Source organism: Micromonospora sp. NPDC005291 (genome assembly GCF_040607415.1).
In the GTDB taxonomy this organism is placed as follows: Bacteria; Actinomycetota; Actinomycetes; order Mycobacteriales; family Micromonosporaceae; genus Micromonospora.
In genome coordinates, this window is record NZ_JBEXGR010000022.1 from 64003 (window position 1) to 80201 (window position 16199).

The 16199-nt window shown below is 71.4% G+C and carries 21 protein-coding genes; 10 read left to right on the forward strand and 11 right to left on the reverse strand.

What is annotated here, in order from left to right; genetic code table 11:
* Nucleotides 1-143: 143 nt before the first annotated feature.
* Entirely contained in the window at nucleotides 144-389 is a 246-nt protein-coding gene (locus ABZT18_RS25390) for a flavin reductase (protein WP_354993042.1), read from the forward strand.
* A gap of 149 nt (nucleotides 390-538) precedes the next feature.
* Nucleotides 539-1252, forward strand: a complete 714-nt coding sequence (locus ABZT18_RS25395; RefSeq protein ID WP_354993043.1) for a GAP family protein — start codon at nucleotides 539-541, stop codon at nucleotides 1250-1252.
* On the opposite strand, the gene fdhD is transcribed toward ABZT18_RS25395, so the two are convergent.
* Nucleotides 1242-2096, reverse strand: a complete 855-nt coding sequence (gene fdhD / locus ABZT18_RS25400; RefSeq protein ID WP_354993044.1) for a formate dehydrogenase accessory sulfurtransferase FdhD — start codon at nucleotides 2094-2096, stop codon at nucleotides 1242-1244. The two genes, ABZT18_RS25395 and fdhD, sit on opposite strands and share 11 nt — an antisense overlap.
* A 102-nt stretch (nucleotides 2097-2198) precedes the next feature.
* Here fdhD and ABZT18_RS25405 point away from each other — a divergent pair, with 102 nt between their 5' ends.
* The 3 genes from ABZT18_RS25405 (at nucleotide 2199) to ABZT18_RS25415 (ending at nucleotide 4268) form a co-directional block, all read left to right on the forward strand.
* Complete coding sequence (locus tag ABZT18_RS25405) at nucleotides 2199-2816, forward strand: NTP transferase domain-containing protein (protein ID WP_354993045.1); 618 nt, start codon at nucleotides 2199-2201, stop codon at nucleotides 2814-2816.
* Nucleotides 2813-3079: a DUF6457 domain-containing protein gene (locus ABZT18_RS25410; RefSeq protein WP_354993046.1), complete on the forward strand. Its 267-nt coding sequence runs from the start codon at nucleotides 2813-2815 to the stop codon at nucleotides 3077-3079. Before ABZT18_RS25405 ends, ABZT18_RS25410 begins: the two co-directional genes overlap by 4 nt.
* Nucleotides 3080-3161: 82 nt before the next feature.
* Nucleotides 3162-4268: a hypothetical protein gene (locus tag ABZT18_RS25415; protein WP_354993047.1), complete on the forward strand. Its 1107-nt coding sequence runs from the start codon at nucleotides 3162-3164 to the stop codon at nucleotides 4266-4268.
* On the opposite strand, the gene ABZT18_RS25420 is transcribed toward ABZT18_RS25415, so the two are convergent.
* Together ABZT18_RS25420 and ABZT18_RS25425 are read right to left on the reverse strand one after the other, a co-directional pair.
* Nucleotides 4265-5221, reverse strand: coding sequence for a zinc-binding dehydrogenase (locus tag ABZT18_RS25420; protein WP_354993048.1), 957 nt, complete (start codon nucleotides 5219-5221; stop codon nucleotides 4265-4267). The two genes, ABZT18_RS25415 and ABZT18_RS25420, sit on opposite strands and share 4 nt — an antisense overlap.
* Before the next feature lie 71 nt (nucleotides 5222-5292).
* The gene (locus ABZT18_RS25425) at nucleotides 5293-5754 is read right to left on the reverse strand and encodes an Lrp/AsnC family transcriptional regulator (RefSeq protein WP_354993049.1); all 462 of its coding nucleotides are present in this window, start codon (nucleotides 5752-5754) and stop codon (nucleotides 5293-5295) included.
* Between the two features lie 59 nt (nucleotides 5755-5813).
* Between ABZT18_RS25425 and ddaH the strand changes: the two genes are divergently transcribed.
* Nucleotides 5814-6647: a dimethylargininase gene (gene ddaH / locus ABZT18_RS25430; protein WP_354993050.1), complete on the forward strand. Its 834-nt coding sequence runs from the start codon at nucleotides 5814-5816 to the stop codon at nucleotides 6645-6647.
* A 75-nt stretch (nucleotides 6648-6722) separates the two neighbouring features.
* Here the strand turns inward: ddaH and ABZT18_RS25435 are convergent, their stop codons facing one another.
* Nucleotides 6723-7910, reverse strand: coding sequence for an ABC transporter substrate-binding protein (locus ABZT18_RS25435; RefSeq protein WP_354993051.1), 1188 nt, complete (start codon nucleotides 7908-7910; stop codon nucleotides 6723-6725).
* Nucleotides 7911-7990: 80 nt separating this feature from the next.
* Nucleotides 7991-8788, reverse strand: coding sequence for an alpha/beta hydrolase (locus ABZT18_RS25440; RefSeq protein WP_354993052.1), 798 nt, complete (start codon nucleotides 8786-8788; stop codon nucleotides 7991-7993).
* 84 nt (nucleotides 8789-8872) lie between these two features.
* On the opposite strand from ABZT18_RS25440, the gene ABZT18_RS25445 reads away from it, so the two are divergent.
* Complete coding sequence (locus tag ABZT18_RS25445) at nucleotides 8873-9475, forward strand: bacterial proteasome activator family protein (RefSeq protein ID WP_354993053.1); 603 nt, start codon at nucleotides 8873-8875, stop codon at nucleotides 9473-9475.
* A 9-nt stretch (nucleotides 9476-9484) separates the two neighbouring features.
* Here the strand turns inward: ABZT18_RS25445 and ABZT18_RS25450 are convergent, their stop codons facing one another.
* The 3 genes from ABZT18_RS25450 to ABZT18_RS25460 form a co-directional block, all read right to left on the reverse strand.
* On the reverse strand, nucleotides 9485-10297 hold the full coding sequence (locus ABZT18_RS25450) for an HAD family hydrolase (RefSeq protein ID WP_354993054.1): 813 nt from the start codon (nucleotides 10295-10297) through the stop codon (nucleotides 9485-9487).
* The gene (locus ABZT18_RS25455) at nucleotides 10297-11118 is read right to left on the reverse strand and encodes an HAD family hydrolase (RefSeq protein WP_354993055.1); all 822 of its coding nucleotides are present in this window, start codon (nucleotides 11116-11118) and stop codon (nucleotides 10297-10299) included. Before ABZT18_RS25455 ends, ABZT18_RS25450 begins: the two co-directional genes overlap by 1 nt.
* Before the next feature lie 268 nt (nucleotides 11119-11386).
* Nucleotides 11387-12130 carry a hypothetical protein gene (locus tag ABZT18_RS25460; RefSeq protein ID WP_354993056.1) on the reverse strand — a complete coding sequence of 248 codons (744 nt, stop codon included), beginning with the start codon at nucleotides 12128-12130 and terminating at the stop codon, nucleotides 11387-11389.
* 131 nt (nucleotides 12131-12261) lie between these two features.
* On the opposite strand from ABZT18_RS25460, the gene ABZT18_RS25465 reads away from it, so the two are divergent.
* The 3 genes from ABZT18_RS25465 to ABZT18_RS25475 all read left to right on the forward strand — a co-directional run bounded on the left by ABZT18_RS25465 (nucleotide 12262) and on the right by ABZT18_RS25475 (nucleotide 14025).
* Nucleotides 12262-12693, forward strand: a complete 432-nt coding sequence (locus ABZT18_RS25465; protein WP_110564777.1) for an OsmC family protein — start codon at nucleotides 12262-12264, stop codon at nucleotides 12691-12693.
* A 145-nt stretch (nucleotides 12694-12838) separates the two neighbouring features.
* Nucleotides 12839-13186, forward strand: coding sequence for a metallopeptidase family protein (locus tag ABZT18_RS25470; RefSeq protein WP_354993136.1), 348 nt, complete (start codon nucleotides 12839-12841; stop codon nucleotides 13184-13186).
* A 116-nt stretch (nucleotides 13187-13302) separates the two neighbouring features.
* Nucleotides 13303-14025, forward strand: coding sequence for an AIM24 family protein (locus tag ABZT18_RS25475; protein WP_354993057.1), 723 nt, complete (start codon nucleotides 13303-13305; stop codon nucleotides 14023-14025).
* A 46-nt stretch (nucleotides 14026-14071) separates the two neighbouring features.
* On the opposite strand, the gene pheA is transcribed toward ABZT18_RS25475, so the two are convergent.
* The 3 genes from pheA to ABZT18_RS25490 all read right to left on the reverse strand — a co-directional run bounded on the left by pheA (nucleotide 14072) and on the right by ABZT18_RS25490 (nucleotide 16140).
* The gene (gene pheA, locus ABZT18_RS25480; RefSeq protein WP_354993058.1) at nucleotides 14072-15028 is read right to left on the reverse strand and encodes a prephenate dehydratase; all 957 of its coding nucleotides are present in this window, start codon (nucleotides 15026-15028) and stop codon (nucleotides 14072-14074) included.
* Nucleotides 15029-15038: 10 nt separating this feature from the next.
* Nucleotides 15039-15665: a hypothetical protein gene (locus ABZT18_RS25485; RefSeq protein ID WP_354993059.1), complete on the reverse strand. Its 627-nt coding sequence runs from the start codon at nucleotides 15663-15665 to the stop codon at nucleotides 15039-15041.
* A gap of 85 nt (nucleotides 15666-15750) precedes the next feature.
* A complete protein-coding gene (locus ABZT18_RS25490; protein ID WP_354993060.1) occupies nucleotides 15751-16140 on the reverse strand; it encodes an ACT domain-containing protein in 390 nt (129 codons plus the stop codon).
* Nucleotides 16141-16199: the final 59 nt, after the last annotated feature.

A 16199-nucleotide genomic window follows, 5' to 3' on the forward strand; every position in this document is an offset into this window, starting at 1 on the left:
CCCGAGACCCGGCGGTCGCGTTCGTGCCGGGGCCGCCCCGTGAGTGAGCGAACACTCAGGGGCGGCCCCTCCCAACGACGAGGGGACGCCATGCAGGACAAGCCGAAGCCCACGAACCCGCCACTGACAGTGCGGGCTGGCCGATGACCGACAACGCAAATCATCCCCTGCTCAAGCCGACATGGCGTTGCCGCACCTGCGGGATCGCCTGGCCCTGCTCGGTTGCGAAACTGCGCCTGCTCGGTCAGTACCGCGGTCGCCCCGTCGAGCTGGTCGAGCACCTGAAGACGCTACAAGCCGAGGCGACCGAGCACCTCACTGAGTTGTACGGCGGGACGCCGCCGGATGGCCTGACCGAGCGCTTCGTCGGCTGGGTCCAGGCTCGATAGCCGCCGAATCCGGACCCGGAGCTGATAGAGCGGTTTCCCGACGAGGGCATCCGTCGAACGATGTACGCGTTTCTCCTGTTCACGACCGACGCGTCGGAGCCGCCGTCCCCGAACAATCATCAGGTGCCCCTATCCAGTGAATGCCCCACATGAGTGTCGGACTGCTGCTGTCGCTCGCCGGCCTGGCCCTGATCGACAGCACCAGCATCGGCACCCTCTTCATCCCGGTCTGGTTGCTGCTCGCACCCGGGACGGTCAACGCCCGCCGGATCCTCGTCTACCTCGGCACCATCACCGTCTTCTACTTCGCAGTCGGGTTGCTGCTCGCCTTGGGCGGCAGCCAGCTGGCCGACGTCCTCGGCGGGGCGATGGACAACCGGCCGGTGCTCTGGGCGCAACTCGCTCTCGGGGTCGGGCTGTTCGCGCTCAGCTTCCGGTACGACGGCAAACGACGCCCGCGCGGCGGCAGTGTGCTGCGGTGGCGGGACCGGGTCACCGCCGGCGACTCCTCGACGCGATGGCTGGTGGGGCTGGCGCTACTCGCCGCGCTCGCGGAGGTGGCGACGATGCTGCCGTACCTCGGTGCGGTCGGCCTGCTGACCACCTCCGGGGTCGGTGCGGCGGAGATGGTGGGGGTGCTCGCCGGCTACTGCCTGGTCATGGTGCTGCCGGCGGTGCTGCTGCTGGGGGCGCGGGTGGCGTGGCCGAGGCTGGTCGAGCCGGTGCTGGTCCGGCTCAACGCCTGGATCGCGCGGCACTCCGGCGGCATGCTCGGCTGGATCCTCGGCATCGCCGGTTTCCTGCTGGCCCGCGACGCCGTGATTCGGCTGGGGCTGTTGGACGAGCTGGTGGTCAGACTGTGACCCGTTGGGGATGCGCGTAGACGTTCATCGTGTTGCCGCGCAGGAAGCCGACCAGCGTCATCCCCGCTTCGTCGGCCAACTCGGCGGCGAGGGTGCTCGGGGCGGACACCGCCGCGAGCAGCGGCAGGCCGGCCATCCACGCCTTCTGGGTCAGCTCGAAGCTGGCCCGGCCGGAGACCAGCAGCAGGTGCCCGGCCAGTGGCAGCCGGCGTTCCCGTACCGCCCAGCCGATCACCTTGTCCACGGCGTTGTGCCGGCCCACGTCCTCCCGGAGCACCACCAGCTCACCGTCGGAGGTGAACAGCCCCGCCGCGTGCAGTCCGCCGGTGCGATCGAAGCCGCGCTGGCCGGCGCGGAGCCGGTCGGGCAGTTCGGCGAGGAGTGCGGCCGGCACGCTGAGCGGGTCGGCCGAGACCGAAAACAGTGACCGGGTGCGGATCGCGTCGATGCTGGCCTTGCCGCAGACCCCGCAGGAACTGGTCGTGTAGAAGTTCCGGGACGGGTCGGTGGTTGGTTCCGGCACGCCAGGGGCGAGCACCACGTCCACCACGTTGTACGTGTTCGGCGTCTCCGCGCCAGCACAGAGTTGCGCGGTCAGCACATCGTCGGTCGACCGGATCAGCCCTTCCGTCAACAGGAACCCGATGGCCAGGTCCAGGTCGTCGCCGGGGGTGCGCATGGTGACGGCGAGGGGCCGTCGCCGGCCGGGGCCGGCCGCGCCAACCCGGATCTCCAGCGGCTCCTCCACGGCGAGGGTGTCCGGCCGGCGGACGGACCCACGCCCTGCGGTCGCAGCGTCCAGGTCGATCCGGAGTACGCCCCGTCGATCAGTTGCCCGTCCCATTCCGCCATCCTCCACCCCGCGCCGGCACGCCCGCACGGCCACCGGGCATCGGGCGCGCGGCAGCGAGCGCCGCCGGGGCGTTCACACGGTTACCGTGGCCGGGTGGGGACGTATGCCGCAGTGGTGCTCGCGGGTGGGGCCGCCCGACGCATGGGCGGGGTCGACAAACCCGCGCTCCCGGTCGGTGGCCGGCCGATGCGCGACCGTGTGCTGGACGCCGTCGCCGATGCCACGCCACGGGTGCTGGTCGGTCTGGCCGACGCCGTTCCGGAGGGCGTGCGGGTCACTCGGGAGGATCCGCCCGGCGGAGGGCCGGTCGCCGCGGCGGCTGCCGGGCTGGCGCTGTTGGATCTCGACACGGCCCTCGTCGCGCTGCTCGCGGCCGACCTGCCGCTGCTCACCCGTTCTGCGATCGGCGAGTTGCTGAGCGAGCTCGCACGGGCGGGGGACAGCGGCGAGCGGCGGCTCGACGGGGCTTGCTTCGTCGACGCGGACGGGCGACGGCAGTCGCTCTGCGGTGTGTGGCGGGTCGATGCGCTGCGGGCCGGGCTCGACCGGCTGGCGGTCGCGCGGGGCGGCAGCCTGGCCGGGGCTCCGGTTCGGGCGCTGCTGGCCGGCCTCGTCGTGCGGGAGTTGCCGTGGTCTGGCGAGGGCCCGCCGCCCTGGTTCGACTGCGACACTGACGAGGACGTACGCCGGGCGGAGGAGTGGGCGCGATGACGGTGATGGACGACTGGGTCACGGCGGTGTGTGCCGAGTTGGACCTCGACCCGGCCGGGGTGCCCGTGCCGACGGTGCTCGACCTGGCCCGCGACGTCGCTCACCAGGTGCTGCGGCCGGGTGCGCCGGTCACCGCGTACCTGCTCGGGCTGGCGGTGGGCCGTGGTGCCGACCCGGCGGACGCCGCGGCCCGGCTCAGTGCGCTGGCGGGCACCTGGCCGGTCGAGCTGGGCGCCGACCCCGCCGACCCAACCGTTTCCTGACCGCTGTTGTCCGATCCCGGTCCGGGCTGATTCGGCCCCCCGGGCGGCGTGGGTAGGGTGATCGTGACGGACGGAGGCGATCATGACGGCTGACCACCCCTCGGCGCCGCACGATGAGCTGCCCGGCGCTACGGCTGAGCCGGCGGAATCGATCTTGCTCGACGAGCCCAGCACCACCGACCTGCGGGCGAAGGTGACCGAGGCGTGGCAGGAGTTCGCCCGCGCGCTCGCCGTACGGCTGCGGGAGCTTCCTGTCGGCGCGCACCTCGAGGTGACCCTGGACCCCACCGCCTCCGGCACCGGGGACGCCGTCTACTCGATCAGCGTCGACGTGGACGGCGACGGCGTGTTGTCCGCCCGGGCGGTCGGCAACGCCGCCCTACCGGCGGGCTACCGGCTGGACCGCCGCGCGGTGGCGGACATGATCGCGCTTGGCTGGTCCCCGCCCGGGGTCGTCGCTGGCTCTGGCGGTTCCTTCGGGCTGGACGGTACGACGACCGAGTCGACCCGGATCGCGGCGCTGCTCTCTCGGACGCTGCGTGACGTCTACGGCGCCCCGCACCCGGCCTTCCTCGTCTACGTGGTGCACGACACCGAAGGCGAGCCGCTGGCCGTGGACCCGCTGGGCACCGCGCGTAGCGAGTTCGGTCCGGACGCCGACGTCGAGCACGACCTGGAGGAGGCGCTGGCCGAGGCGGCTGCCGCGCAGGTCGAGCGGGATGACGTGCTCGACCTGGCAGATCGGGTCCGGACGGTGGTGTCGACGATGCTGAAGTCCGACACCGACCGGTTGCAGATCGACTCGGACGGCGACATCAACATCCGCGCCGGCTCGGCGATGGTCTTCGTACGGGTACGGGACAATCCCGCCCTGGTCGATGTCCTCTCCCCGGTGCTCACCGAGGTCGAGCCCACCGAGCGGCTCTACGTCAAGCTGTCCGAGCTGACCAACCGGATGCCGATCGGCCGCCTCTACTGCGCCGACGACACGGTCTGGGCGTCCATCCCGGTCTTCGGCCGCAACTTCCAGGCCACCCACCTGATGCTGGCGGTGCAGGTGATGACCGGTCTCGCCGACGAGCTGGACGACCGGTTGCACGGCGAGTTCGGCGGCAGGCGGTTCTTCGGCGAGGGCGACAAGCCGGTTCTGCGCGACGAGTCGCAGCACCGCACCGGCATGTACCTCTAGGAGACGTCCAGCAGGGTCTTGCCGACCGTCGCGCGCGCCTCGATGGCGGCGTGCGCGTCGGCGGCGCGTTCCAGCGGGAAGCGCTGGCCGATCAGCGGTCGCAGGCGTCCGTCCGCCGCGTCCGCCAACGCGCGAACGGTGTACGCCCGCATCCGCTCGGGTGGCGCGTCCGACCGGACGAGCGTGATCTGCCGGGCCGTGGCGTCCTCCGCCGACACCGGGGACCACTCGCCGCTGGCCAACCCGAAGCTGGCCATGCGGCCACCCGGGGTCAGCAGCTCGAACGCCGTCCGGGCGATCGACCCGCCGACGCCGTCGAACACCACGTCGACTCCACCCACCGCAGCCCGGATCCGCTCGGCCCAGCCCGGCACGCGGTAGTCCACCGCCAGTTCGGTGCCGAGGTCGGGCAGCAGGCCCACCTTGCGGGGCCCGCCGGCGGCGCCGATCACCCGCGCGCCGGCCGCCGCCGCGAGCTGCACGAGCAGGCCGCCCACGCCGCCCGCCGCGGCCTCCACCAGCACCCGGTCGCCGGGGCGGACGCCGACCGCCTCGACCAGCAGGGTGGCGGTACGTCCGTCGGCCAGCAGCGCCACCGCCGCGTCGAGCGCCAGCCCGGCCGGCACCTCGAAGGGCGCTGACGCGTCCACCACAACCTGTTCGGCGTACGCGCCGGAGCCGCCGGTGGCACTGATGACCCGGCGTCCGATCAGTGCCGGGTCGACGTCCGGCCCGACGGCGGAGATCACCCCGCCGACACCGTTGCCGGGGATCAGCGGTGGGGTGACCCGGAACGGCCCGGGGCGACCGGCGCGCAGCTGGGTCTCGACGAACGTGATGTTGGCGTGCGCCACGTCGATCAGCACCTGGCCGGTGCCGGGCGTCGGGTCGGGTGCGGTGCCTGGCACCAGCACTTCGGGCCCACCGAACTCACGCAACCAGATCGCACGCATGCAGTCCCCCTCGGCCACGGCGGGCGTCGTGCCACGCCACGACCATTGCAACTGTTGAACCGGGCTTCAGGTCAAGGTCGGGTGGAGGGCCCGACGCCGGGAGACTCGACCAGCCGGGAGAGCACGATGGTGCTGCGGGTGGAGGTCACGAAGGACTCGCCACGCAGCCGCTCCAGCGCCGCCTCCAGGTGGGCGATGTCGGCGGCGCGCAGGTGCACCAGCGCGTCCGCCTCCCCGGAGACGGTGTACGCGCCGACCACCTCCGGGTGCCGGCGGGCGGCCACGCCGATCTGCGCCGGGGTGGTCCGGCCGGCGCAGAACAGCTCGACGAACGCCTCGGTGGTCCAGCCGACGGCGGCCGGATCCACCACAGCCGTGAATCCCCTGATCACGCCGGTGGCGCGCAGCCGGTCGACGCGACGCTTGACCGCCGGGGCGGAGAGTGACACCCGAGTGCCGATGTCGGCGTACGACGCACGGGCGTCGGCGACGAGTAACGCAATGATCCGCTGGTCTACCGCGTCTATCTGCAACGTTCCGCCTCTGGGAAGCAACGGTTGTGGCTGTTACCAAAGTTCAACGGTACCTACTCTTGGTGACCGTGAACCAGCAGCGACTCCCGCGAAAGCGGACATATCTCATGTGCTCGCCCGAGCACTTCGCGGTCGAGTACGCGATCAACCCGTGGATGGACGTCACCACCCCGGTCGACCGGGACCTGGCCGTCAAGCAGTGGAGCCAGCTGCGCGAGACGCTGGTCGGCCTCGGCCACGAGGTGCACCTGCTCACCCCCGAGCAGGGCCTGCCCGACATGGTCTACGCCGCCAACGGCGCCTTCATGGTCGACGGGAGCGTGTACGGCGCACGGTTCAAGCACGAGCAGCGGGCCGCTGAGGCCGCCATCCACCACGCCTTCTACGAGTCGCAGGGCTGTCGGTTCATCGCACCGAGCGAGACCAACGAGGGCGAGGGCGACTTCGCGTACGTGCCGGAGGCGCACGGCGGGCTCATCCTGGCCGGGCACGGCTTCCGCACCGAGATCCCGGCGCACGCCGAGGCGCAGGAGGCGCTGGGCCGACCGGTGGTGTCGTTACGCCTGATCGACCCCCGCTTCTACCACCTGGACGTGGCGCTGGCGGCCATCGACGACTCGAACGTCGTCTACTTCCCGGGCGCGTTCTCCGCCGCGAGCCAACGGGTGCTCACGCAACTCTTCCCGGACGCGGTGATCGCCGACGACGAGGACGCCCTGGCCTTCGGGCTCAACCTGGTCAGCGATGGCGCGAACGTGGTGCTCAACAGCGAGGCCGCCCGGCTGGCCGGCAAGCTCAAGGCCGTCGGCTACAGCCCGGTCCCCGTCGAACTGGCCGAGCTGAAGAAGGCCGGCGGCAGTGTGAAGTGCTGCATCGCCGAACTGCGGCACTGAGCCGAACTCCGCCGCGTACGCCAGGGGCCGGCCTCCCACCTGGGAGACCGGCCCCTGATCGCGCTGCGTGGGCGCTCAGCCCAGCGTGGCCAGCTCGTTGGTCAGCACGTTCGACATGACCTGACCATCGCGCTGCACCTCTCGCAGGTACCACTTCTGCTGGGGGGTACGCGGCTGGTTGAACTGCCAGATGCCCCGCGGGCTGTCGATCTGGCCGATCTTGCCGAGTGCCAGGTTGACCTGCTGCGGGGTGGGCGAGCCGCCGGTCAGCTGGATCGCCTGGTCGAGCACCTGCGCCGCGTCGTACGACGCCATCGAGTAGGTGGTGGGCGTGACCTGGTATTTCTTGCGGTAGGCCGAGGCGAAGACCCGGTTGGACGTGTTGTTCAGATCGGCCGAGTAGTTCAGCGCGGTCTGGATGCCCAGCGCGTTCTCCTTCAGGTTCTCCAGCACGCTGCCCTCGGTGAGGAAGCCGGGTGCGTAGATCGGCCCGGAGAACTCCTCGCGCAGCTGCTTGATGAACTCCACGGCAGCCGCCCCGGCGAAGAAGCAGAAGACCGCGGTGGGCCTCTTGGCCAGTGCCCTGCTGATGTCCGAGGCGTACGTGGTCTTGCCGGGGGTGTTGGTGGCGTTGGTGTAGGTCACCGGGTTGCTGATTCGCGCGTCGGCCGTGCCGAACTCCTGCCGGAAGCCTCGCACCACGTCGGTGCTGCCGACGTTCTCCGGCATGATGATCGCGACGCGGCCATTCGCCGGCAGTTTGTCACGCAGGTAGCGGCCCAGCGCCCGGCCAGCCTCGTCCAGCACGTACGACGTCCGCCAGATGTAGAAGACGCTCTGCAGGCTGCTCGGTGAGGCGTTGGAGCCGATCAGCGGGACCCGGGCCTCCTCCACGGTGTCCCGGATGCCGACCATCACTGCCGAGTTGACCACCCCGGTGAGCGCCAGCACGCCTTGCTTGAGCAGGCCATCGACGGCGGCCTTGCCCGACTGGGCGGTGTCACCCTCGTCGGCGGTCAGCAGGTTCACCGGGTGGCCGCCCAGCCGTTGGTCGTGCAGGTCGAGGAAGAGCTGGAAGCCGTTGGTGATGTCGTCGCCGATGCTCTTGAAGCCACCGCTCTTCGGCGTGATCAGCCCGATCTTGATCGGGCCGCGGTTGGCGGTCGGCTGGGCGTCGGTGTCGGAGCCACACCCGGCGACGAACCCGGTGGTACCGAGGGCGGCCAACAGTTGGAGCGCCCGTCTGCGATTCATCTGTGACACCCAGTTCCTTCCAAGGAGCGTTGCAGGGCAGAACACCGCCCCTCCGGCGTTCTACCTGGTCCGCGACGCTGCGTCAATGGCTAGTGATCATCGTGCAGGGACCGCAATACATCGAGGACCCGGGGCCAGGCGGGGGACTCCGGATCGATCAGCCCGAAATGCTCGCATCCGGGAAGTTCAACAAGGGAGATATCGGATCCTGCGGCACGAGCTTCCACGACGAAGTCCCGGCTGATCTCCGCCGGAACCTGCTGATCCTCTGCACCATGCATGACTACGGTCCGTGCCTGCATGGGCACCAATCTTCGCGGATCCGCAGCCGCGTACCGGTCCGGGACCTCTGCCGGGCCGCCGCCGAGCAACGCGGCCACCGCGCCCGAGTCCAGATTTCGTCGGTACGCCTCGCCCAGGTCGGCCACCGGGGCCAGGGCGAGCACCCCGCCCACCGTCGCCGGGGCGGTGGCCGCCACGTACAGCGCCAGGTGGCCGCCAGCGGAGTGCCCGATCAGAATCGGCGCGGCCTGGGTCACCCGGCCGGGCAGCGCCTTGGAGGCCAGCACGGGCAGTTCGGCCACCCCGGTCACTACGTCGGTCAACGTGCCCGGCCAGCCACCTCCCGGCTGCCCGGTCCGCCGATACTCCAGCTGCGCCACCGGGTAGCCGCGAGCGGCGAGCGCCGCGGCCAGCGGGTCGGTGTGCCGCCGGTCGTACTCGACCCGCCAGAACCCGCCGTGCACCACGATGACCAGCGGCCGCGCCGGACCCGTCCCCGCCGGACGCCGTAGGTCGGCGACCTGATCCGGGTGGTCGCCGTACGCCACGGTCCGGTCGGGCTCCGGTGCGGGCCGGGTCAACACGGCACGCGGGTCGACAGGCATGGCGCGACGGTAGCGCGCCCCGCCCGGGTGGTTCAGCCCCGGGAGTCGGTCCCGGGGGGCATGGGTCGCGCCCACTGGGTAAAGATGGACCCCATGACCGAAGCGCGCTCCGCTGGACAGAATGACGAGCCCGGCCCCGACGACTCCGGCCACTCCGGCACGGTGGTGGTGGTGGGCCCGGACGGCCGGCCGATCGGCACGATGCAGACCGACGAGGGCCAGGGCGAGGACCCGACCCGACTGGTCGAACAGCCGGCCAAGGTGATGCGGATCGGCAGCATGATCAAGCAGTTGCTGGAGGAGGTGAAGGCCGCACCTCTCGACGACGCCAGCCGCAGCCGGATGCGAGAGATCCACGAGCGATCGATCGTCGAGCTCAAGGAGGGCCTCGCCCCCGAGCTCCGCGACGAGCTGGAGCGCATCTCGCTGCCCTTCGCCGAGGACAAGGCCCCCAGCGAGAGCGAACTGCGGATCGCGCACGCCCAGCTCGTCGGTTGGCTGGAGGGCCTGTTCCACGGCATCCAGGCGGCCCTGGTGGCTCAGCAGATGGCCGCCCGGGTTCAGCTGGAGCAGATGCGCGGCGGCCGGCAGGCGCTGCCCAGCGGTCCCGGCGGGATCGTGCCCGGGATGCCGGGCATCGGCCAGCCGGGCGGCGGTGAGGGTCACAACACCGGCCAGTACCTCTGACCGGCCCGATCAGCCCACCCCGAAGACCTTCTCCAGGTACGCCGCCACGCCGTCCTCGGAGTTCGCCGTCGTCACCTCGTCGGCGACCGCCAGGACGGCGCGGTGCGCGTTGGCAACCGCCACGCCACGCCCGGCCCAGCTCAGCATCGGCACGTCATTGGGCATGTCGCCGAAGGCCAGCACGTCTGCCGCCTTGACCCCGAGTCGGTCGCAGTACCAGGCCAGCCCGGCCGCCTTGGTCACCCCGGCCGCGGAGATCTCCACCAGGCCGGAGGACGACGAGTGTGTCGCCTCGGCCAGCCCCGCCACCGCTGCGGCGATCAGCTCGACGAACACGTCCGGGTCCTGCTCGCCGGCCCGGGCGAGCAGTTTTACCGCCGGCACCGAGAGCAGCTCCTCCGGCGTCTCGATCGGTCGGATGCCCTCGGGGTCGACGTCCCAACGCAGCGGGTAATGCGCCTCGTGCCGCATCTCCCGGCTGTCCAGGATCTCCACGGCGAAGCTGATGCCGGGCACCTCGGCGCGCAGCCTCCGGGCCACCTCGGCCAGGTGCTGCGGCGCGAGCGGGTCGGCCCGCAGCACCTCGTCGGTGAACGGGTCGTAGACCACGGCCCCGTTGGCGCAGACAGCCGGCAGAGGCTCGGCCAGTTGGTCGTACACCATCTTGAGCCAGCGGACCGGACGGCCGGTGACCAACACGACCGGCGTGCCTTGCGCGGAGATCCGCGCGAGCACGTCGGCGGTGTGTGGGCTGACCGTGTGGTCGTCGCGGATCAGCGTGCCGTCGATGTCAGTGGCGATGAGCCGGGGTGTCTCTCCCATCACCGGGAGAGTAGTCGGTCCAGATACACCGCCACCCCGTCGTCGTCGTTGCGCAGGGTCACCTCGTCGGCGGCGGCCCGCACGTCGTGGTGCGCGTTGGCGACCGCCACCCGTGACCAGCCGGCCCACTCGAACATCGGCAGGTCGTTGGGCATGTCGCCGAAGACCAGCACCTCGGCCGGGTCGACCCCGAGGGTCTGCGCCACCACGGTCAGCCCGCTCGCCTTGTCCACGCCGGGCGGGCAGATCTCGATGAAGCCGAGCCCGGCCTGGGTGAGCGTGGCGACCTGCGGCGGGACGATCCGGCGGGCCACCGCCAGCAGTTCGTCCACGTGGTGGTCGGCGGTCCGGGCGAACGCCTTGATCACGTCGCAGGAGAGGCACTCCGCACGGCTACGCGCCTCGAACCGGTCCTGGTAGGGCCAACTCTCGTGGTAGTCGCCCCACAGCGGGGCGTCGTGCTCGTCGGACGCCTCGACCATCACGGTCAGCGGGCCGACCTCGGCCTCCAGGTCGGCGAGCAGCCGGGCCAGCACCTCGGCGGGCAGCCGCTCATCGCGGAGCACCAGCGGGCCGGTCGGGTCGCTCTGGTCGACCACCCGTCCGCCGCCGGCCATCACCAGGAAGTCGGCGGCGCGGATGTCGTTGCGGGTCAGTTCGGTCAACCGAGGGCCGCGACCAGTCGCGCCGACCACCGGAATTCCGGCGGCCCGCACCCGGTCGAGCACCCCATGGGTGTACGCGGAGACGGTCTCATCGCTGCGGACCAGTGTCCCGTCGAGGTCGGTCGCGATCAGCTTGGGAAGTCCCGGGCGGGTCATCGTTCCTCCTTCGCCCGCCGCCGTCGCAGCCTGCCGTGCGGTCGGAGAAGCCGAGACCCGGCGTGACGGCGGGCAGCAACCATACCTCGCGCAACGGGTCGCAACCATGGCTTCCAGGCGAATCGGGCACCACCAGGCTGGCGCCCCCAACCCCCACGCGATCTTGCACTTTCGATTGCCGTTACGCGCGGAATGCGGGTATTTGTCGAGGCAGGAAGTGCAAGATCGGCGCAGAGGGCGGGGGTGGGGTTCAGGTTTGGGGGTCGGCTCAGGAGGGGGGTTCGGGGCGGGCGAACGGGGCGGCCGGGGTGACAGTGAGGTCGGCCGGGGCGGACAGGCCGCCCTCCTCGACGGGGTCGCGGTCCCGGCGACGGCGCCAGGTCGGTGTCGCTGACTCGTCCCCGGGGCGGTCGTCCTCCGGTGGGCCGGCCAGCGCACCGGGCGGTGCGGCCGGGGCCAACCACAGAGCCGCTCCGAGGAGCACGCAGGCGACGAACGCCATCACCAGGCCGCGTCCGTATTCGGCCCGGAAGCCGTCCTCAGGCGCGTAGAAGAAGTTTCGCTGACTGGGATCGTTGAGGGTGGCCGTTGCGGCGACCAGCAGCGCCAACAGGGCACCGGCCAAGGTGAGACCAGCGAGCCGGGCGTTCGGCCGCACGGCAGCCGTGCCCCGCAGCGTCAGCGCCACGACGCAGACGAGGCCGAGAAGCCCGACCAGGTAACCAACCCCGAAGCCGCCGACCTCGGAGACCCCGGCGGGCACCTTGATCGTGCCGATGCCGTCGGGTCCCTCGTTGGGCAGAGTCATCACCTGCCACTCGCCTACCAGCGAGGCGACCCCGGCCACCGCGCCCAGGCCGGCGAGCAGCAGGGGCAGCCGAGGGTCCTGCGTGAAGCCGGCCAGGGACCAGCCGAAGCGGCTCCGGGGGGTCGGGTCGGCAGCACCCCACTCGATCACGGCCGGGTCCTCGGACCGGTCGCCCTGCCGTGGGATTGGAAGCTCCTCGGGCATCGGCCATCCTTCCGCCGGTCACGGACCTGGGTCGAATCATGGCACAGCCGACTGGTGGTGACAGGGATCGCAGGGCCGGCGTGCGTGCCGGTCGGTCGCTCGGCGGTCACCTTTCCGCTAGCGTTCTCCTCATGCCAATCCGTACCGCTTCAGCACAATGGCAGGGCAATCTCACCGAGGGCGCCGGCACTGTCCGCACCGGAAAGGGCGGTCTGTCGGGCAACTACTCCTTCAAGTCGCGCTTCGAGGAGGGCGAGGGCACCAACCCCGAGGAGTTGATCGCCGCCGCGCACGCCGGCTGCTTCTCGATGGCGTTCTCGAAGGCGCTTGCCGACGCTGGCTCGACGGCCACCTCGGTGGAGACCACCGCCAAGGTCCACCTGGACAAGACCGACGCCGGGATGACCGTCACCCGGATCGACCTGGAGACCGTCGGCCAGGTCCCGGGGATCGACGACGCGGAGTTCCAGAAGCTCGCCGAGGCCGCCAAGGCCAACTGCCCGATCTCCCGCCTGCTCTCGCCGGGTGCCGAGATCACCCTCAGCGCCCGCCTGGCTTCCTGAGTCGGTCGACCCACACCGCCCGTCCACGGACAGAGTTCCCGCCCGCCCTGGGCGGTCGCTCTCTCCGTGGACGCGCGAACCGGTCAGCGGTGCGTCGTGACCGTACGGGCCGCCTCCGGCATCGGGCAGAATGGCTGAGATGCCGGTGGAGATGACCCGCGAGCGCTTCGAAGAGTTGGTCGGCGAAGCCCTCGACGAGGTGCCCGAGGAACTGCTCGGCCTGATGAGCAACGTGGTGATCCTCGTCGAGGACGACTCGCCGCAGGGCGAGCCCGACCTGCTCGGCCTCTACGAAGGCCACGCCCTCACCGAACGTGGCTGGGACTACTCCGGCGTCCTGCCGGACCGGATCTTCATCTACCGACGCCCGATCCTGCGGATCTGCGACAACGACGACGATGTCGTCGATGAGGTAGCGGTGACCGTGGTGCACGAGATCGCCCACCATTTCGGCATCGACGACGAGCGGCTGCACGCGCTGGGCTGGGGCTGAGCCCCACCGGTCAGCGCCAATCAGAGCGCGCCGCGCCGCTCGGCCGATGGCCCGTGGTTGCCCTGGTCGCCTACCTTCGGTGCAGCGACCGCAACCCTTTCAGGAGGCACCCTTTCATGCGCAGCGAGCTGTTCTCCTCGGAGAATCTGGAGAAGGAGTCCGCGCAGCCCGGCATGCGGCTGCAAAGCTCCAAGATGTTGAAGATCGAGCTCAACGGCGAGGCAATGGCCCGGGTCGGGTCGATGGTCGCCTACCAGGGGAACGTGCAGTTCCAGGCGCTGGGCTCGGGCGGGCTCGGCAAGTTCCTCAAGCAGAAGCTCACCGGCGAGGGTGTCCCGCTGATGAAGGTCTCCGGCCAGGGTGACGTCTTCCTCGCCGAGCTGGCCAAGGACGTGCACATCATCGACCTGGAGCCAGGCGACGCGCTCTCCATCAACGGCTCCAGCGTGCTCGCCTTCGACTCGACCCTCCAGTACGACATCAGGATGGTCGGCGGCGCCGGCATGGCCTCCTCGTCCGGCCTGTTCAACTGCGTGTTCAGCGGCTACGGGCGGATCGCCATCACCACCAGGGGCACCCCGGTCGTGCTCAATGTGGACGCTCCGACGTACGTCGACCCGCAGGCCGCGGTCTGCTGGTCGGCCAACCTCCAGACCGGCTACCACCGTGCCGAGCAGCTCGGCCTCGGCACGCTGCTCGGCCGCCGCACCGGTGAGTCGTTCACGATGAGCTTCGCCGGCCAGGGCTTCGTGGTGGTGCAGCCGTCCGAGGAGCCGCCGATCATGGGCAGCGGTCAGCAGCAGCAGGAGGGCGGTCTGCTCGGCGGTCTGCTGAGCTGACCCCAGCGGTGCGGGCGCTCCCGGACGCCGGGAGCGCCCCGCCGCATCAGGTCAAGTCGCCGGTGCGTAGCCGGGCCAGCCAGGCCGCCGCGTCGGCGTAGTCGACGTCGGAGAGGCCCGCCGGCGCGGGCACCGGCCGCTCGCCCGCCGCCACGGACCACCGGTGCCGGGGGTACGAGCCCAGGAAGCGGACGTCGGCGCAGACCCGGCGGAGCCCCTGCAACGCCTCGCCCAGGCGTACGTCGGCCACGTGCCCGGTGCAGTCCAGGAAGAAGACGTACCGCCCCAGCGCCTCGCCGGTCGGGCGGGACTCGATCCGGGTCAGGTTGACCCCGCGCACGGCCAGCTCCATCAGCACGGACAGCAACGCGCCGACCCGGTCGTGGGCGATGTAGACCGCGAGCGAGGTGAGGTCGTCGCCGGTCGGTGGCGGGGGCGGCCCGGGGCGGGACACCAGCGCGAACCGGGTCACCGCGTCGGCGTGGTCGGCGATCTTGTCGGCGAGTGTCGCGAGCCGGTGCCGAGTCGCGCCGATCGGGGCGCAGATCGCCGCGTCGTACTCACCGGCACCGGCACCAGCGGCGGCTGCGCCGTTGGAGAGCACGTCGACCACCACGGTGTCGGGCAGGTGGTCGCGCAGCCACCCCCGGCACTGGGTGGACGCCTGCGGATGGGCCGCCACGGTGCGGATCGACGTCAGCGAGGTGCCGGGACGGGCGCCGAGCACGAACTCCACCGGCAGGATCACCTCCCGGGTGATCACCAACGGGTCGCCCTCGGCCATCTCGTCCAGAGTGACGCCCACCGCGCCGCCGATCGAGTTTTCCAACGGCACCAGCGCGGCGTCGGCGTCCCCGGTTCGGACGCTGTCGAGCGCCTCCCCGACGCTGCGCGCAGGCGTACGGCTGCCGCGCTCAGCGGCGGGGACGGAGCGCAGGGCCTGCTCGGCGAAAGTGCCCTCTGGCCCGAGGTAGACGAAGCGCGTTGGCGGTGTTCCCGGCATGTCGATCAGCCTACGCACCCGGCTGGGCGGCCGGACCGGCGTCGCAGGCGAGGGCGCGGATCCCGGCCGGGCCGGTGGCGCGTACCTCGATGGTGCAGACGTCGGTGCCGGCGGTGACCAGCGTCGGCGCGGTGGGCTGGCCCCGGGTGACCACCTGGAGTTCCTCGTGCCCGGTCACCTCCAGCACGGTGTACTGCCAGTCAGCGGCGCAGAGCGGCCCGGTGTGGACCTGGACCCGGACGTTGGCCGGAAGCACTCCTGCACGGCCGCGCAGCAGTTGCACCACCCGCTGCCCAGTCGGCCCGTTCCGGCAGGCCGTAGCGACCAGCCCGGCGTCCGGAGTGGGCGTGACCGTACCGAGTGGCGGTGCGGTGGTTGGCGGGGTGGTGGGTGCGGTGCTCGGGTTGGGTGCCGTCGGGGCTGCGGTGCGGGTCGGCACGGCAGTCGGCTCATCCAGCCCAGGTGGGGCGCCACAGCCGGCGAGAGCCGCGACGGTGAGCAACGCGAGAGCCACCGGCAGGATCCGGGCCGTAGGCCGTGCGGGGACGAGATCGCCCGCCGGGTCACGGGTCATCGGTGGGATGTGGCTCGTCGTCCGCGCTGGGGGAGACGCGGGGCGGGGCGGGGTGAACGGCACGGGCCGATCCTCGGGACATCGGAGAATTCTTCACGGCCGGGGTTGGCCGAGCCCATCGTAGGGCGAGCGGCCGGTCGGGTGAAGCTCAGCCGATGACGCGGTGCCCGGCGCGCTGCAGCGCGGCCGTGCCCTCGGTCAGCCGGACGGCCGGCACCAGCAGGTAGTCGGTGTCGAAGGTGGAGAATGTGACCACGCTGACCCGTGCCTCGGCGAGCGGGTCGACGAGCGCGGCCAGGTTGCCGGTGCTGGCCGACTCCGCCGGGGCGTTGACCCGTAGGCAGCGCCAAGCGGTCTCCACCACGGCGTGCGTCGGGGCCCGGTCGGTCGGGCAGATCACGGAGATCCCGTCGGCCGTCCAGCTCACCGTGACCACGTCAGTGCCGCGCAGCCCGCTCGACAAGGCGTACGGCAGGGTGGCGCCGGCGGTCAACCGGCACACAGCGTATTCCCCCGGCAGCAGAGCGATATCGAGCATGAGGGCACCTTACGGCCTTCGCGTGGGCCATCCCAACAACGCGGTGTGCGGCGAAGGAC

Coding starts and splice junctions, on each gene's coding strand:
- ABZT18_RS25460 (WP_354993056.1), bottom strand. CDS start 12,130: ATGCCCGAGGAGCTTCCAATCCCACGGCAGGGCGACCGGTCCGAGGAC.
- ABZT18_RS25465 (WP_110564777.1), top strand. CDS start 12,262: ATGCCAATCCGTACCGCTTCAGCACAATGGCAGGGCAATCTCACCGAG.
- ABZT18_RS25440 (WP_354993052.1), bottom strand. CDS start 8,788: ATGCCTGTCGACCCGCGTGCCGTGTTGACCCGGCCCGCACCGGAGCCC.
- ABZT18_RS25415 (WP_354993047.1), top strand. CDS start 3,162: ATGACGGCTGACCACCCCTCGGCGCCGCACGATGAGCTGCCCGGCGCT.
- ABZT18_RS25390 (WP_354993042.1), top strand. CDS start 144: ATGACCGACAACGCAAATCATCCCCTGCTCAAGCCGACATGGCGTTGC.
- ABZT18_RS25450 (WP_354993054.1), bottom strand. CDS start 10,297: ATGGGAGAGACACCCCGGCTCATCGCCACTGACATCGACGGCACGCTG.
- ABZT18_RS25490 (WP_354993060.1), bottom strand. CDS start 16,140: ATGCTCGATATCGCTCTGCTGCCGGGGGAATACGCTGTGTGCCGGTTG.
- ABZT18_RS25475 (WP_354993057.1), top strand. CDS start 13,303: ATGCGCAGCGAGCTGTTCTCCTCGGAGAATCTGGAGAAGGAGTCCGCG.
- ABZT18_RS25410 (WP_354993046.1), top strand. CDS start 2,813: ATGACGGTGATGGACGACTGGGTCACGGCGGTGTGTGCCGAGTTGGAC.
- pheA (WP_354993058.1), bottom strand. CDS start 15,028: ATGCCGGGAACACCGCCAACGCGCTTCGTCTACCTCGGGCCAGAGGGC.
- ABZT18_RS25455 (WP_354993055.1), bottom strand. CDS start 11,118: ATGACCCGCCCGGGACTTCCCAAGCTGATCGCGACCGACCTCGACGGG.
- ABZT18_RS25445 (WP_354993053.1), top strand. CDS start 8,873: ATGGACCCCATGACCGAAGCGCGCTCCGCTGGACAGAATGACGAGCCC.
- fdhD (WP_354993044.1), bottom strand. CDS start 2,096: ATGGGACGGGCAACTGATCGACGGGGCGTACTCCGGATCGACCTGGAC.
- ABZT18_RS25420 (WP_354993048.1), bottom strand. CDS start 5,221: ATGCGTGCGATCTGGTTGCGTGAGTTCGGTGGGCCCGAAGTGCTGGTG.
- ABZT18_RS25395 (WP_354993043.1), top strand. CDS start 539: ATGAGTGTCGGACTGCTGCTGTCGCTCGCCGGCCTGGCCCTGATCGAC.